The following is a 15,411-nucleotide window of genomic DNA, read 5'->3' on the forward strand; positions in this document are numbered from 1 at the left end:
AGTGTACCTAGCGCTCTGAATGCCCGCTCTGGTCGTACTCGCGCGGGCTCAGCAATTCGGGCTGGATCAGTTCGATGAACGCTCGCGCCTGCGCCGAGAGCACCTTGCCGCGGCGCATGATGACCCCGTAGCTGCGCTCGGGAAACCACGGGCGCATCGAGCGCGCTACCAGGCGTTCGCGGTCACTTTCGTTCAGGCACAGCGCCGGCACGATGGAAATGCCCATGCCCATCGCCACGTACTGCTTGATGACCTCCCAGCCGCCCACCTCCAGCGCCACCGTGTAGGGCAGGCGATGGCGCTGGAACACCTGGTCCACCAGCCGGTAGGTGATCTGGCGTCGCGGTGGCAGCACCAGCGGGTAGCCGGACACCGCCGACAGCGCCAGCTCGCCACGCGCCAGCGGGTGCCCGTGCGGCACGATCAGCATCTGTTCGAAGCGGTAAGCCGGTGCGTAACTGAGGTCGGCCGGCACGTCGGTCATCGAGCCCACCGCCAGGTCGGCAGCATCGCTGCGCAGCAGATCGGTGCCATCGGCGCTGATCGCGTTGTGCAGGGTGAGGCGAACGTCCGGGTGCACCTGCCGGTAACGTTCGACGATGCGTGGCAGCAGATAGAGGATGGTGGAGCTGTTGGCCGCGATGTTGAGCTCGCCGGCATCCAGCCCGGCCAGCTTGTCGCGGAAGCTGGCTTCCAGGCCGTCGAGATTTTCCACCAGCGGCTGGGCCAGGTCGTACAGCAGCTGGCCCTCACGGCTGGGCACCAGACGACGTCCGCTGCGCTCGAACAGCACCACGCCCAGGTCGCGCTCCAGCGCCTGCAGCTGCTGGCTGACCGCCGGCTGGCTGACGAACAGTGCCTCAGCCGCCCGTGAGACCGACCCCATGCGCACGGTCTGGCAGAACGCGCGCAGTGGCTTGAGCCGGTCAGACTTGTAGGAAAAACGCGGACTTGGAGCGCGCGGTGGGGGCATGATGTCACAAGTATAAGCACACCTTATCCAAGCAATTGCAATAACTGCTTTGTCAAATACGGCGCGGCGCGCGACGGTGGCGGTGTCCCCAACGCAGGAGTCCATCATGTCCGTCGTTGCTGTCGCCGCCCCGTCGTCACCGGCCAAGGCCACGCCCGGCATCCACCTGCTGGCGCAGGTCGCCGGCCAGTCCGCCGTGCTGCCGCCCCCGCTGCTCGCGCTGCTGGTTTCACTGCATCGCGCGGTGGAGCCCGGCCGCCAGGCCCAGCTGGCCGCCCGCCGCGTCCGGCAGGCGTTCTTCGACGGCGGCGGCCTGCCCGATTTCCGCACGGACACGGTGGCCATTCGTGAAAGCGACTGGCAGGTTGCGTCCATCCCGTCGGCGCTGCTGGACCGGCGCGTGGAGATCACCGGCCCGACCGATCCGAAGATGGTGATCAACGCGCTGAACTCCGGCGCCAGAGTGTTCATGGCCGACTTCGAGGATTCCACCGCACCGACCTGGCGCAACCTGCTGGCGGGACAGCAGACGCTGGCTGCTGCAGTGCGCGGCGACCTTCAGTTCACCGCCCCTGCGGCTGGCAACAGGCCGGCCCGGCACTACATGCTGCGGCCGCAGGACGAACAGGCCGTGCTGATCGTGCGCCCGCGCGGATGGCACCTGGATGAGAAACACGTGCAGGTGGATGGCCAGCCGCTGGCCGGCGGCCTGTTCGATGCGGCTGTGTTCGCCTTCCACAACGCGCGCGCCCTGCAGGCCAGAGACCGCGGCCCCTACCTGTACCTGCCAAAGCTGCAGCGCATGGAAGAAGCCCAGCTGTGGGAGACCGCGCTGTCGCACATCGAAGCCATGCTCGGGCTGCCGCAGGGCCAGATCAAGGTGACCGTGCTGATCGAGACCCTGCCGGCGGTGTTCGAGATGGACGAGATCCTGCATGCGCTGCGCGAGCGCATCGTCGGCCTGAACTGTGGCCGGTGGGATTACATCTTCTCCTACCTGAAAACCTTCCGTCGGCACGCGGACAAGGTGCTGCCCGAGCGCGGCCAGGTGGGCATGACCCAGCCGTTCCTGAAGGCCTACTCGGAGCTGCTGATCCGCACCTGTCACCGTCGCGGCGCGCATGCCATGGGCGGCATGGCCGCCCAGATCCCCATCAACGACGACGCCGCCGCCAACGAGCATGCGATGGCGCGGGTGCGCGCGGACAAGCTGCGCGAGGTCAGCGCCGGCCATGATGGCACCTGGGTTGCCCACCCGGCGCTGATTCCGGTGGCGATGGCGATCTTCGACGAGCACATGCCCACACCGCATCAGCACCACGTGCTGCGCCAGGACGTGCGTGCTGACCGTGACGCGTTGATCGCAGCGCCACACGGCACGATCTCGCGCGCCGGGTTCGAGGGCAATGTCGAAGTCTGCGTGCGCTATCTCGCTGCCTGGCTCGACGGCAACGGCTGCGTGCCGATCCATCACCTGATGGAGGACGCGGCCACCGCCGAGATCAGCCGCAGCCAGCTGTGGCAGTGGCTGCACACGCCCGGGCAGCAGCTGGACGATGGCACCGCGATCGAGACCGCCCTGCTCGACAGCGTACTGGCCCGGTTGCCCGCACAGTTGGGCGATGCCAGCCGCCTGCCTGGCGGGGGGCGCATCGCCGAGGCGATAAGCCTGCTCGGTGAGCTCAGCCGCAGCCCGGAGCTGGATGACTTTCTGACCCTACCCGCCTACGCCCGGCTGGGCGTGTAGAGCGGGGCGCTGCCCCGCTCAGCCGGGCAGAGCCCGGCTCCACCCACTACACCCATCGCACCTGGAGAACGTCATGAGCACTTTGCCCACCGCCGATCAGATCCAGCACGACTGGAACACCAATCCGCGCTGGCACGGCATCAAGCGCAACTACAGTGCCGCCGACGTCGTGCGGTTGCGCGGCACCGTCCACGTCGAGCATTCGCTGGCCCGGTTGGGCGCGGAAAAACTGTGGCGGTACCTGCATGAAAAAGACTTCGTCAACGCGCTGGGTGCACTCACCGGCAACCAGGCCATGCAGCAGGTCAAGGCGGGACTGAACGCCATCTACCTGTCCGGCTGGCAGGTCGCAGCCGATGCCAACCTGGCCGGGCAGATGTACCCCGATCAGTCGCTGTATCCGGCCGATTCGGTGCCGGCAGTGGTCAAGCGCATCAACAACACCCTGCTGCGCGCGGATCAACTGCACCACGCCGAAGGCAACGACAGCATCGATTTCCTGCAACCCATCGTCGCCGATGCGGAAGCCGGCTTTGGCGGCGTGCTCAACGCGTTCGAGCTGATGAAGGCGATGATCGAAGCCGGTGCGGCCGGCGTGCACTTTGAAGACCAGCTGGCTTCGGTGAAGAAATGCGGCCACATGGGCGGCAAGGTACTGGTGCCCACCCGCGAAGCCATCGAGAAGCTCAACGCCGCGCGGCTGGCTGCCGACGTGCTGGGCGTGCCGACCCTGTTGGTGGCGCGCACCGATGCCGAAGCGGCCGACCTGCTGACCAGCGACATCGACGACAACGACCAGCGCTTCACCACCGGCGAGCGCACCGTGGAAGGCTTCTACAAAACCCGCAATGGTCTGGACCAGGCGATCAGCCGCGGCCTGGCCTACGCGCCCTACGCCGACCTGGTGTGGTGCGAGACCGGCAGGCCGGACCTGGAGTTCGCGCGCCGGTTTGCCGAGGCGATCCATGCGCAGTATCCCGGCAAACTGCTGGCCTACAACTGCTCGCCCAGCTTCAACTGGAAGCAGAACCTGGACGACGCCACCATCGCCCGGTTCCAGCAGGAAATCGCCCGCTACGGTTACAGGTTCCAGTTCATCACGCTGGCCGGCTTCCATGCGCTGAACTACTCGATGTTCAACCTGGCCCATGGTTACGCACGCCGCCAGATGAGCGCCTTCGTGGAACTGCAGGAAGCAGAGTTTGCTGCAGCCGAGCGTGGCTTCACTGCGGTCAAACACCAGCGCGAGGTGGGCACCGGCTACTTCGACGCAGTGACCCAGGCGATCCAGGAAGGCAGGTCGTCCACCACCGCGCTGACCGGCAGCACCGAAGAAGCGCAGTTCCATGGTGGCCGCGCTGCCTGATCGCGGACGGCAACGTGCAATAACGCGTTCATGTTCGAGGCAGGCGTGGGGTACGGGACAGTGCCCGGCACCCCACGCGCGGAGGTGAATCCGCGCGCTTGGGAAAACCGCGCGCGCGGGGCGTACGGGCAGCGTTGCTCGTGTCACACCCCGGCATGCGCGGACGATATTCCGCAAGGTATTGTATTTGAATGATTTTTTCAGGTGCCGGGAAGCGCGTTCAGGCGCCGCCCGGCTCGGCCCGGCGTTGCGAAAAATGTTAACCAGCGCACGTTTCTGGGCGGTGTTATGCTCCGCGCATCAGTAGGGATTCACTGAAGTCGGGACCAGGGGATGAGCGGCAAGGGGCTGGCCGAGAACGCGCACGTACCAGCGGACGTTGCCTCCACGGCGATGGCCGAGATCGTGCACGCCATTCTCTCCGCCGAAGAGTTCGCCCTGTTCTCCCGTTTCGCACACCAGCGCCATCTGCATCGTGATGAGTATCTGTTCCGCCGCGGTCAGCGCGGCAGCAGCATGTTCATCGTCGTCAGTGGCCACATCGAACTCGATTTCGGCGAAGACCTGGTGACCAAACAACTGGGCGCCAATGAGTTTTTCGGCGAGCTGGGCCTGTTGATCGGCGAGCACCTTCGCAGTGCCGACGCGCGCGCGATGGGCGACTGCGACGTGCTGGAACTGGGCAACGCCGATTTCCATCGTCTGGTGGACTCCGAGCCTGGTCTGGTGGCGTATTTTCTGCGCCGCACGATCATGCGCGTGGTCGGTAACGAGCAGGCGCTGATCGCCCAGCTGCGCCGCCGCAATCATGACCTGGAAGCTGCTCTGGAGAACCTGTACGTGACCACGCACCAGCTCAGCCATACGCGCGAGCTGGTGCGTACCGACGAGCTGACCGGCCTGCACAACCGTCGTGGGCTTTCGCTGTACCTGCAGGAGCGCCGGGCCGCAGAGAGTCCGCCGCAGGCCCTGCTGCTGATCGACTGCGATGGTTTCAAGCAGATCAATGATGCGCACGGCCATCAGGCCGGCGACCGCGCACTGCAGGCCGTGGGCAATATCCTGCGCTCGATGGCCGGTGCGGACGATCTGGCGGTGCGTCTGGGCGGCGATGAGTTCTGCCTGCTGCTCAGCCACGCCGATCAGCAGGTGGCCCAGCATGCGGCCGACTTCATTCTGTACGCCGTGCAGGGCCTGCGTGAGCGCAGCCACGGTACGCCGCAGATCTGCTTTCTGAGCATCGGCGCGCATCTGCTGCAGCACGGCGACGACTGGAGCGACTGGTATGCCCGGGCCGACCGCGCCCTGTACGAGGCCAAGCGGCAGGGCGGTCGGCGCGTGTGCTGGCCCCACGACCTCACCAGCAACCGCTAGCAGGCCGACGCATGGATGACGTCGCCGGCACCGTCCACCAGGTCTCGCAGCTGCGCGCTCTGCTGTTCACTGACCTGTGCGATTCGACCACCCTGGTCGAGCACATCGGCGACAGTGCGGCCGCTGCCCTGTTCCAGCAGCACGACCGGCTGGTAATGGCGCTGCAGCAACGCTGGAACGGCCAGCAGATAGACCGGTCCGACGGCCTGTTCGTGCTGTTCGAGCGCCCGGCGGATGCACTGGGCTTCGCGCTGGACTACCAGCAGGGTCTGACCACGCTGGGGCATGAGCATGAGGTGCCGCTGCAGGCCCGGGCGGGCCTGCACGTCGGTGAGGTGATCCTGTGGGAGAACAGCGTGGAAGCCATCGCGCTGGGCGCCAAGCCGGTGGAGGTGGAAGGCCTGGCCAAGCCGATGGCCGCACGACTGATGCAGCTGGCGCAACCGGGGCAGATCCTGGTTTCGGCCACGGCCGAGTCGATGGCGCGGCGTGCGGCCGCCGAACTTGGCGACACCGGCAAGGGGCTGCGCTGGAAATCCTTCGGCCGTTGGCGCTTCAAAGGCGTTGCGCAGCCTATGGAGGTGTTCGCGGTGATGGCCGCCAATGCGCCGAGCAGCGGGCGCCCGCGGCAGAGCGCCAAGGCGATGCGCGACGTGCCGTTGTGGCGGCGGCCGTATGCGCTGGCCGCGCAGCTGGCGCTGGTGGTCGCTCTGCTGACGGGCGGGTGGTTGCTGACCCGGCCGCAGCCGGCCATCGCCTTCGGCGAGCGCGACTGGGTGGTGGTGGGAGACCTGCGGAACCTGACCGGTGAGGCGTTGCTCGATGGCTCTCTGCAGCAGGCATTCCGGATCAGCCTGGAACAGTCGCGCTACGTGAACGTGGTCAGTGATCTGCGTGCGCGCGAGACCCTCAAGCAGATGCGCTTGAACCCGGAGGCCGTGCTCGACAGCTCGGTGGCATCGGAAGTTGCGCAACGACTTGGTGCACGACTGCTGCTGATGCCGACCATCGCCGAAGTGGGAGGACGGCTGCGGCTGACCGTCGAGATCGTCGACCCCCAATCGAGCCAGTCGCTCTCGGTGGCGTCGGTGGACGGCAAGGGACTGGAGTCCGTTCTCGGTTCGACCGACCAGATGACGGCCGAACTGCGACACCGACTGGGCGAAGCCAGCGAGCGCGTGCACGCCGACTCCGCACCGCTGCCTGCTGTCACCACCGCGAGTCTTGATGCACTGCGTGCCTACGCACTGGGGCAGAGTTTCTACTCCAGGGGCGACTATCCCGGCGCATTGTCCATGTATGAGAAGGCGGTGTTGCTGGATCCCACGTTCGCATTGGCGTGGATGGCGCAGGTGCGCGCGCGGTTTGCCAACGTCGACCATGCCGGGGCCATGAAGGCGCTGGAACAGGTCGACGCGCACCGCGCGCGCCTGCCGCCTCGCGAGAGCCTTTACCTGGACGCCTGGCGGGCAAGCCTGCTTGAACCCGGCAAGGCCGGTCAGGCCTGGGTGCAGCTGGCAGCGCTGTATCCTGATTACCTGGCCGCTCACCACAACGCGGCAATCTGGCTCTATTCGGACAACCGTCTCGACGAGGCGTTGGTGCACGCCGAGCGTGCGGCAGATCCGCGTTTCGAGCTGGCCAACGTGGCGCAGGACCAGATGGGACGGATTCTGATGGCCAAAGGCGATGGGCCAGGGGCCCATCGCGCTCTGCAGCGTGCCGTTGACGGCGGTCGCACGGCGAGCCGCCGCTACCTCAGCTGGGTCGCTGCTGTGCGCGGTGAATTTGCCGAAGCCGAACGGGTACTCGCCCTGCCACCGTCCTCGCGTCACGCCGTCATCGAGCAGGTAAGCCTGGCAGCAGACCAGCGTCAGTGGAACCGGGCATTGCAGCTGGCAGTGCAGGCGCACGAACGCTTCCTGCGGTCCGACAGTTTCGATGGCAGGACGCTGATGGTACCGATGACGGCTGTGATGGCCGCGGCGGGCGATCGCGAGCAGGCGCTGCGCACGGCGCGCTTGGCCGTCCAGCAGTCACTGCCACGGGTGCTGGGCCGCGGTGCGCGCGATGCGGATACCTCGGAAGACGCGATGGTCGCCCTGGGGGCGTCGCTGCTTGCCGCGCGTCTGGGGGACGCTGCGCTCGGCGAGGGCGTGGTACGTGCGCTCGAAGCACCTGGCGCTCCCGAACAACAGCCGCTTCCGTCAGAGATGGTGGCGGTGGTGAAGGCGGAAATCGCGCGCGGTCGCGGGCAGCCGGGGCTCGCGATGCAGCTGCTGCAGCCGTGGCTTACCGCATCAGCGCGTTACCAGACCCGCGTGGTGGCCATGGACGCATTGCGCGACCAGGGCAATACCCGCGACGCGCTTCACATGGCCGACGGGCTGGCCGGCGCGCGGGGGCTGGCCTATGCCGAGCTTGATTGCGGCTACTGCTTCCAGACCTTGAATGTCATCGACAGCAACCGTGCCAGAGACCTGGCAGCGGCACTGCGCAGGCCTGCTGGCAGTGCGGCGGCGGTTACGGCCCCTTGAGCGTGAAGCCCGGACCCGGGCTGGCATCCAGCGCGGGCACGATCTGGGTAATCTGAGCGGTCAGCATCAACTTCAGTTCTTCCTTGGCCGCGAGAATGGCTTCCTTGGAGGCCAGCTCGTTGACGTGGCAGCAGAGCACCAGCGCTTGGGCATCGGTTGCAGGAAAGCCAACTGCAACCAGGGCAGCAGCGGGGTCACTGACAAACAGCGCACGGAACGCATCGTCGTCGGCAAGTCGGCAGATCAGCTCAAGTGCAACAGCGGGGGGCAGTGCGGGCAGTGACACAGGGTTCCTCGGAAATAAGAAGTCAGGCGACTGTAGATCGGCCTCGACAGAAGCTACTTGAGCAGGCTGTTGAAGATGTGGCGGGTGCAGCCGTTATCACGGGACAACGTTCTGGAACCTGTGTGCCATGCCCGATCGCCACGCTTCACGATTCCGTCGCTGCGAGATTCTCGTGCTGGAGCCACGCGAGGAGCCTGCGTTCGATCTGGCCTCGCTGCTCGGTGGTGGCGCGGGCATATCGCGGCGCCTGCGCTGGCTGGCGCTTGCGCCGCACCTGGGAACCGAGGTCGAGGTCGATGAGCGGCAGCGCGAGTTTCTCGGCAGCACCAGCGCTACGCATTGGCAGGCGCTGCCGGCCGGCGGTGATCAGGCAGAGGTCTGCCAGAGCCTGCTGCAGGCTGGCCTGCTGGTCAGTGAGCATCCTGCCGATCCTGCCCAGCAGCGCCACCATGATGCCGACCAGCGTCAGCGCACTGCCCACTGGCATCCGCTTGCTGCCGTGCTGCATGCATTCACGCGATGGCAGGGCGTGGACGCGGTCAGCAACACCCGCGAATCAGCAACGGACACGGCGGTAAGCATGCGTGCGGTTCTGGGCGCGCCGCCCGCGCCGACGCGGGTACAGGCGTGCGGTACCGGGCTCAGCCTGCCGCTGCCTGAGGACACCGCATTCGATGACCTGCTGGCGCGCCGGGCCACATGCCGCAATTTCGACGAAACGCGCCCGCTGCCATTGCAGCTGTTCTCGCGCATGCTCGCGCGGACCTTCGGTGCGCGCGGCTCCGTGCAGGTCGGTGATGACCTCCGCTTCCACAAGAAGGGCAGTCCGTCAGGAGGGGGGCTGCACCCCACCGAGGCCTACCTGATCGTGCAGAACGTCGAAGGCATCGAAGCGGGGCTCTACTATTACAGGCCCGAGGGTCACCACCTGCTGCGCCTGCCCGATCCTGCGGCCGGGCTGCGCGCCTTCGCGATGGAGGCCCTGGGCCAGCAGGACTGGTTCGCCAACGCGCATTGCGTGGTGACCCTGGTGCCGCGGTTCGACCGCACGTTCTGGAAGTACCGCCGGCATGCGAAAGGCTACCGCGTGGTCGCCCTGGAAGCGGGCCATCTTTCGCAGACGCTGTACCTCTCGGCAACCGACCTCGGGCTGGGTGCGTTCATTACCGGGGCGATCAACGAGCGTCTTCTGGAAGAGGTGTTTGGTCTGGATGCGGTGTGCCAGGGGGCGCTGGCGATGTGCGGCTTTGGCTGGCGCGCCCACACGATGGAGACGGCCGAACTTGATCCGGCCGGCCGCGTATGGGAGCGGACCGGCGCATGACGTGCTCGGGGGCCGGGTGTGCCATGCCCGGCCCCCGGTGAATCAGCCTGCCTCGAAGTCCACCAGCACCGCGCCATCACCCACCTGGTCCCCGGCCTTGGCCCGGTAGCCCTTCACCGTTCCATCGGCCGGTGCCTGCAGCGTGTGCTCCATCTTCATCGCCTCCAGCACCAGCAGCGGCGTGCCGCGCTTGACCACGGTGCCGTCGGCCACAAGGGTGGCGACGATCCGGCCCGGCATCGGTGCCAGCAGACTGCCGGCATCACCCACGCCCTGTTCCGACTCGCCAACCGGGTCGTGCAGGGTGAAGCGCCGCTGGCCATCGCGACCGAAGAGATGCAGCTGCTCGCCATCGGGCAGCACCTGCACGCTGCGGCGCTGGCCATCGATCTGCAGGGTGAGCAGGCCATCGGCGACGGTGCCGTTGAGCTGCTGCATCGCCTGGTCATCGCGCTGCACCTGCCAGCCATCCGGCTGCGTCCACACCTTCAGCACATGCCGCTGTTCGCCATGCTGCAGGTGGACAACGCGCGGTGCTGCAGCACCGATGCGCCAGCCGTCCTGCTGCTGCCACGGTGACTGGCGGTCGCGTGCATCGGCCGCCGCTGCCGGCGTGCTCGCCACCGCGGCGACGGCAGCCAGCGGCCACGCGGCCTCATCGACATGCGTGCCAGCCTCCAGCGCGGCCTGCTCCCGCTCGATCAGCGCGGTATCCAGCCTGGCCTGCGCGAACGAGTCGGTGAACAGCAGGCGGCGCAGGAAACCGGCGTTGGTGGTCACGCCCACCACCTGGCAGTCGGCCAGCGCCTGGCGCATGCGTGCCAGCGCGGCATCGCGATCCACATCCCAGACGATCAGCTTGGCGATCATCGGGTCGTAGAACGGGGTAATGCTGTCGCCCTGTTCGACGCCTGTATCCACGCGCACGTGCGCGCTCGGCGCGGGCAGGCGCAGATGGCGCAGGGTGCCGGTGGAGGGCAGGAAGCCACGGTCGGCATCCTCGGCATAGAGCCGCGCCTCGATGGCATGGCCGCCGATGCCCAGCTGTTCCTGGCGCAGCGGCAGCGGCTGGCCGGCCGCCACGCGCAGCTGCCACTCCACCAGGTCGGTGCCGGTGATGAACTCGGTGACCGGATGCTCGACCTGCAGGCGGGTGTTCATTTCCATGAACCAGAAACCGCCGTCCGGGCCGGCGATGAACTCGACCGTGCCGGCGCCCACGTAGCCGACGGCACGGGCGGCGTCCACTGCCGCCTTGCCCATCGCGGCACGACGCGCTTCGGTCATGCCCGGGGCAGGGGCTTCCTCCAGCACTTTCTGGTGGCGCCGCTGCACCGAGCAGTCGCGCTCGAACAGGTAGACCACGTCACCGTGGCTGTCACCGAACACCTGGATCTCGATATGACGCGGGCGCTCGATGTACTTCTCCACCAGCACGTGCGGGTTGCCGAACGCTGCGCTGGCTTCGCGCTGGCAGCTGGCCAGCGCATCGATGAAATCTTCGCTGCGCTCGACCTTGCGCATGCCTTTGCCGCCGCCACCAGCGCTGGCCTTGATCAATACCGGGTAGCCGATGGCATCGGCCTGCCCGCGCAGAAAGCCGGGGTCCTGCTGGTGACCATGGTAGCCCGGGGTCAGCGGCACACCGGCGTCGGCCATCAGCGCCTTGGCCGCACTTTTGTCACCCATGGCGCGGATCGCGCTGGCGGGGGGGCCGATGAAGGTGATGCCCGCTGCCGCGCAGGCGTCGGCGAATTCGGCGTTCTCGGAGAGGAAACCGTAGCCGGGATGGATGGCCTGCGCGCCGCTGCGACGTGCAGCGTCCAGGATCACGTCCGCGCGCAGGTAGCTGTCACGCGCGGCGGCCGGGCCGATGTGGATGGCTTCGTCGGCCAGGCGCACGTGGCGGGCGTTGCGATCGGCGTCGGAATACACCGCCACCGTGGCGATGCCAAGACGGCGGCAGGTCGCGATCACGCGGCAGGCAATCTCGCCGCGGTTGGCGATGAGGATCTTGCGGAAGGTCGGGGCGGTGTTCATGGCAGCAGGCTCGTTCATGGCGCAGGTCACATGCGGAACACGCCGAAGCGTGTCTGCTGCGGGGCGGCGTTGAGGCTGGCCGACAGGGCCAGAGCCAGGACGCGGCGGGTGTCGGCCGGGTCGATGACACCGTCGTCCCACAGCCGCGCGCTGGCGTAATAGGGATGGCCCTGCTGCTCGAACTGCTCGCGGATGGGCGCCTTGAAGCTCTCTTCCTCCTCGGCCGGCCACTGCCCACCCTTGGCCTCGATGCCATCGCGCTTGACCGTGGCCAGCACGCTGGCAGCCTGCTCACCGCCCATCACGCCGATACGGGCATTGGGCCACATCCACAGGAAGTTGGGCGAGTAGGCGCGGCCGCACATGCCGTAGTTGCCGGCACCGAACGAGCCACCGATGACCACGGTGAACTTCGGCACCTTGGCACAGGCCACGGCCATCACCAGCTTGGCGCCATCCTTGGCGATGCCACCCTGCTCGTATTTGCGTCCGACCATGAAGCCGGTGATGTTCTGCAGGAACACCAGCGGAATGTTGCGCTGGGTGCACAGTTCGATGAAGTGCGCACCCTTGAGCGCCGACTCGGAAAACAGGATGCCGTTGTTGGCGATGATGCCAACTGGATAGCCATGCAGGTGCGCAAAGCCGGTGACCAGGGTGCTGCCATAGCGCGGCTTGAACTCGTCAAAGCGCGAACCGTCCACCAGTCGGGCGATCACCTCGCGCACATCGAATGGCTTGCGGGTATCGGCCGGGATCACGCCGTACAGTTCGTGTGCGGGCAGCAGCGGTTCCTGTGGCGGTTGCACCGCCATCGCCGGCTCGGGCTTGCGCCAGTTGAGCTGGGCGATGATGCTGCGGACCCGCGCCAGCGCCTGCAGGTCGTTGTCGGCCATATGGTCGGCTACGCCGGACAGGCGCGTGTGCACGTCGGCACCGCCGAGGTCCTCGGCACTGACCACCTCGCCGGTAGCGGCCTTCACCAGCGGCGGGCCGCCGAGGAAGATGGTGCCCTGCTCACGCACGATCACCGTTTCGTCGCTCATTGCCGGCACATAGGCGCCACCGGCCGTGCAGCTGCCCATCACGCAGGCGATCTGCGGGATGCCCTGGGCGGAAAGATTGGCCTGGTTGTAGAAGATGCGACCGAAGTGATCGCGGTCCGGGAACACCTCGTCCTGCAGCGGCAGGAACGCGCCGCCGGAGTCGACCAGATAGATGCACGGCAGATGGTTCTGCTCGGCGATCTCCTGCGCGCGCAGATGCTTCTTCACCGTCATCGGGTAGTAGGTGCCGCCCTTGACCGTGGCATCGTTGGCCACGATCACGCATTCCACACCGCTGACGCGGCCGATGCCCGCCACCACACCGGCGCAGGGGACGGCGTCGCCATACATGCCGTGGGCCGCCAGTGGCGCGATTTCCAGCAGCGCGCTGCCGGGGTCGAGCAGGGCGTCGATGCGGTCGCGCACCAGCAGCTTGCCGCGCGCGGTGTGCTTGGCCCGTGCCGCCTCGCTGCCGCCGAGCGCGGTGCGGGCCAGCGTGGCGTGCAGGTCGTCCACCACGGTCTGCATGGCAGCGCGGTTGGCTTCGAAGGCGTCGCTGCCCGGTTGCAGCTGGGTCGTCAGTACGGTCATGGGTCTGGCCTTACAGGGTGCGCTGGAACAGTTCGCGGCCGATCAGCATGCGGCGGATCTCCGACGTGCCGGCGCCGATCTCGTAGAGCTTGGCGTCGCGCCACAGGCGGCCGGTCGGGTACTCGTTGATGTAGCCGTTGCCACCGAGGATCTGGATCGCCTGGCCAGTGAGCCAGGTGGCCTTCTCGGCGGCATAGAGGATCGCGCCCGCCGCGTCCTGACGGGTGGTGCGGCCCTGGTCGCAGGCGCGCGCCACCGCGTAGACGTAGGCGCGGCAGGCGGCCAGGCCAACGTACATGTCGGCGATCTTGGCCTGGATCAGCTGGAAGTTGCCGATCGGCTCACCGAACTGATGGCGCTCGTGCACGTAAGGCATCACCACGTCCATGGCCGCGGCCATCAGGCCCAGCGGGCCGCCGGAGAGCACGACGCGCTCGTAGTCCAGCCCGGACATCAACACGCGCACGCCGCTGCCTTCGGTGCCCAGCACGTTTTCGGCCGGCACCTCGCAGTCCTGGAACACCAGCTCGCAGGTCGGCGAGGAGCGCATGCCCAGCTTGTCCAGCTTCTGCGCGGTGGAGAACCCTTTCATGCCCTTTTCGACCAGGAACGCGGTGATGCCCTTGGCGCCGGCGCTGGCGTCGGTCTTGGCGTAGACCACCAGCACATCGGCGTCAGGACCGTTGGTGATCCACATCTTGTTGCCGTTGAGCACGTAGCGGTCACCGCGCTTGTCGGCGCGCAGTTTCATCGAGACCACGTCCGAACCGGCGCCCGGCTCGCTCATCGCCAGCGCGCCGACCTTGCTGCCCTCGCACAGGCCGGGCAGGAAGCGCTGCTTCTGCTCTTCATTGCCGTTCTTGCGCAGCTGGTTCACGCACAGGTTGGAGTGCGCGCCGTAGGACAGGGCAATGCCGCCCGATGCGCGGGATATCTCCTCCATCGCCACCACGTGGGCGAGATAGCCCATGCCGCTGCCACCGTACTGCTCTTCCACGGTGATGCCGAGCAGCCCCTGCGCGCCGAGCTGCGGCCACAACGACAACGGGAACTGGTTGGTGGCATCGGCCTCGGCCGCCAGCGGGGCGATGTGGGCGGCGGCGAACTGGGCAACGCTTTCGCGCAGCAGGTCGATGTCCTCGCCAAGGGCGAAATCCAGGGATGGCACGTGCATGGGGGCGGCTCCACGGTCAGCAGAAAGGGCAAAGGGGCGCGCCGGTGGGGATGCGGGCAGGTGACCCGCGCGGGCGATGGACCCAGCCTAGCGCCATCGGGTTAAAAAGTGAACACGAGTTCAAAAAATGAATCTACAATCACGCCATGGCCTACAAACGCTCGGCATTGATGGAACAACGCATGGCAGGCGCGCGCGAGCGCATCCTGCTGGCCGCGCGCGAGCTGGTGGCCGCCGGGGGCTACCGCAATGCGCCGGTCACCGCCGTGGCCGCGCAGGCCGGGGTGTCCACCGGTCTGATCTACCGGCACTTCCCGTCCAAGGCCGAGCTGTTCGTCGAAGTGCTCAATGCGGCGGTGGACCATGAGGTCCGCATCATGGAGGGCATCGGGGCCGGACCCGGCAGCGCCACCCAGCGGCTGCAGCAGGCGGTGATCACCTTCGTACGCCGCGCGCTGGCGGGCCCTGGCCTGGCCTACGCGTTCATCGTCGAGCCGGTGGACCCGGAGGTGGAGGCCGAGCGCATCCGCGGACGTCGCCGTTTTGGCGATGTCTTCCGCCAGCTGGTGGAGCAGGGTGTGGACAACGGCGAGTTCCCGGCCCAGGACGCGGAGCTGACCGCGGCCTGCATTGTCGGCGCCTTCACCGAAGCCCTGGTCGGCCCCACCGCACCCAGCCGTCAGCCCCATCGCGACGAAGCCGCCCTTGCCGAAGCGATCAGCGCGTTCTGCCTGCGCGCCGCCGGCGCACGAAGGTAGTGACGGGCCATGCCCGTCATCCGATCGAACCGCGCCCTGCGGCAACGACGGGCCATGCCCGTCATCCGATCGAACCGCGCCCTGCGGCAACGACGGCCCATGCCCGTCGCCACGCGCCGGCCCCGCGCCGGTGCTGCGACGCATCACGCGCCCTGCCTGTTGTGGCCCCGTCCCTGCGCCCTATACTGCACCGGC

The 15,411-nt window shown here is 67.4% G+C and carries 11 protein-coding genes; 6 read left to right on the forward strand and 5 right to left on the reverse strand.

All coding sequences use genetic code 11. The features are described 5' to 3' along the window. Positions 1-7 precede the first annotated feature (7 nt). Complete coding sequence (locus RZA67_RS01295) at positions 8-973, reverse strand: LysR family transcriptional regulator (protein WP_317210717.1); 966 nt, start codon at positions 971-973, stop codon at positions 8-10. A gap of 106 nt (positions 974-1,079) precedes the next feature. Here RZA67_RS01295 and aceB point away from each other — a divergent pair, with 106 nt between their 5' ends. The 4 genes from aceB to RZA67_RS01315 all read left to right on the forward strand — a co-directional run bounded on the left by aceB (position 1,080) and on the right by RZA67_RS01315 (position 7,997). Continuing rightward, on the forward strand, positions 1,080-2,720 hold the full coding sequence (gene aceB / locus RZA67_RS01300; protein ID WP_317210718.1) for a malate synthase A: 1,641 nt from the start codon (positions 1,080-1,082) through the stop codon (positions 2,718-2,720). A 73-nt stretch (positions 2,721-2,793) separates the two neighbouring features. After that, entirely contained in the window at positions 2,794-4,086 is a 1,293-nt protein-coding gene (gene aceA / locus RZA67_RS01305) for an isocitrate lyase (protein ID WP_317210719.1), read from the forward strand. 333 nt (positions 4,087-4,419) lie between these two features. Further along, entirely contained in the window at positions 4,420-5,460 is a 1,041-nt protein-coding gene (locus RZA67_RS01310; protein WP_317210720.1) for a GGDEF domain-containing protein, read from the forward strand. A gap of 11 nt (positions 5,461-5,471) precedes the next feature. Then, entirely contained in the window at positions 5,472-7,997 is a 2,526-nt protein-coding gene (locus tag RZA67_RS01315) for a putative peptide modification system cyclase (RefSeq protein ID WP_317210721.1), read from the forward strand. Here the strand turns inward: RZA67_RS01315 and RZA67_RS01320 are convergent. Continuing rightward, positions 7,984-8,283 carry an NHLP-related RiPP peptide gene (locus tag RZA67_RS01320; RefSeq protein WP_317210722.1) on the reverse strand — a complete coding sequence of 100 codons (300 nt, stop codon included), beginning with the start codon at positions 8,281-8,283 and terminating at the stop codon, positions 7,984-7,986. The genes RZA67_RS01315 and RZA67_RS01320 overlap by 14 nt on opposite strands. A 127-nt stretch (positions 8,284-8,410) precedes the next feature. Here RZA67_RS01320 and RZA67_RS01325 point away from each other — a divergent pair, with 127 nt between their 5' ends. After that, on the forward strand, positions 8,411-9,607 hold the full coding sequence (locus tag RZA67_RS01325) for a putative peptide maturation dehydrogenase (protein ID WP_317210723.1): 1,197 nt from the start codon (positions 8,411-8,413) through the stop codon (positions 9,605-9,607). 42 nt (positions 9,608-9,649) lie between these two features. On the opposite strand, the gene RZA67_RS01330 is transcribed toward RZA67_RS01325, so the two are convergent. From RZA67_RS01330 to RZA67_RS01340, 3 genes are read right to left on the reverse strand one after another with little or no spacing between them, the layout of a single operon-like run. Next, a complete protein-coding gene (locus RZA67_RS01330) occupies positions 9,650-11,665 on the reverse strand; it encodes an acetyl/propionyl/methylcrotonyl-CoA carboxylase subunit alpha (RefSeq protein ID WP_317210724.1) in 2,016 nt (671 codons plus the stop codon). A gap of 8 nt (positions 11,666-11,673) precedes the next feature. Next, positions 11,674-13,284, reverse strand: a complete 1,611-nt coding sequence (locus RZA67_RS01335; RefSeq protein WP_317210725.1) for a carboxyl transferase domain-containing protein — start codon at positions 13,282-13,284, stop codon at positions 11,674-11,676. A 10-nt stretch (positions 13,285-13,294) separates the two neighbouring features. Continuing rightward, positions 13,295-14,458: an isovaleryl-CoA dehydrogenase gene (locus RZA67_RS01340; protein WP_317210726.1), complete on the reverse strand. Its 1,164-nt coding sequence runs from the start codon at positions 14,456-14,458 to the stop codon at positions 13,295-13,297. Positions 14,459-14,604: 146 nt separating this feature from the next. On the opposite strand from RZA67_RS01340, the gene RZA67_RS01345 reads away from it, so the two are divergent. After that, positions 14,605-15,216 carry a TetR/AcrR family transcriptional regulator gene (locus RZA67_RS01345; protein ID WP_317210727.1) on the forward strand — a complete coding sequence of 204 codons (612 nt, stop codon included), beginning with the start codon at positions 14,605-14,607 and terminating at the stop codon, positions 15,214-15,216. Positions 15,217-15,411: the final 195 nt, after the last annotated feature.

Source organism: Stenotrophomonas sp. C3(2023), from assembly GCF_032911385.1.
Taxonomy (GTDB): Bacteria; Pseudomonadota; Gammaproteobacteria; order Xanthomonadales; family Xanthomonadaceae; genus Stenotrophomonas.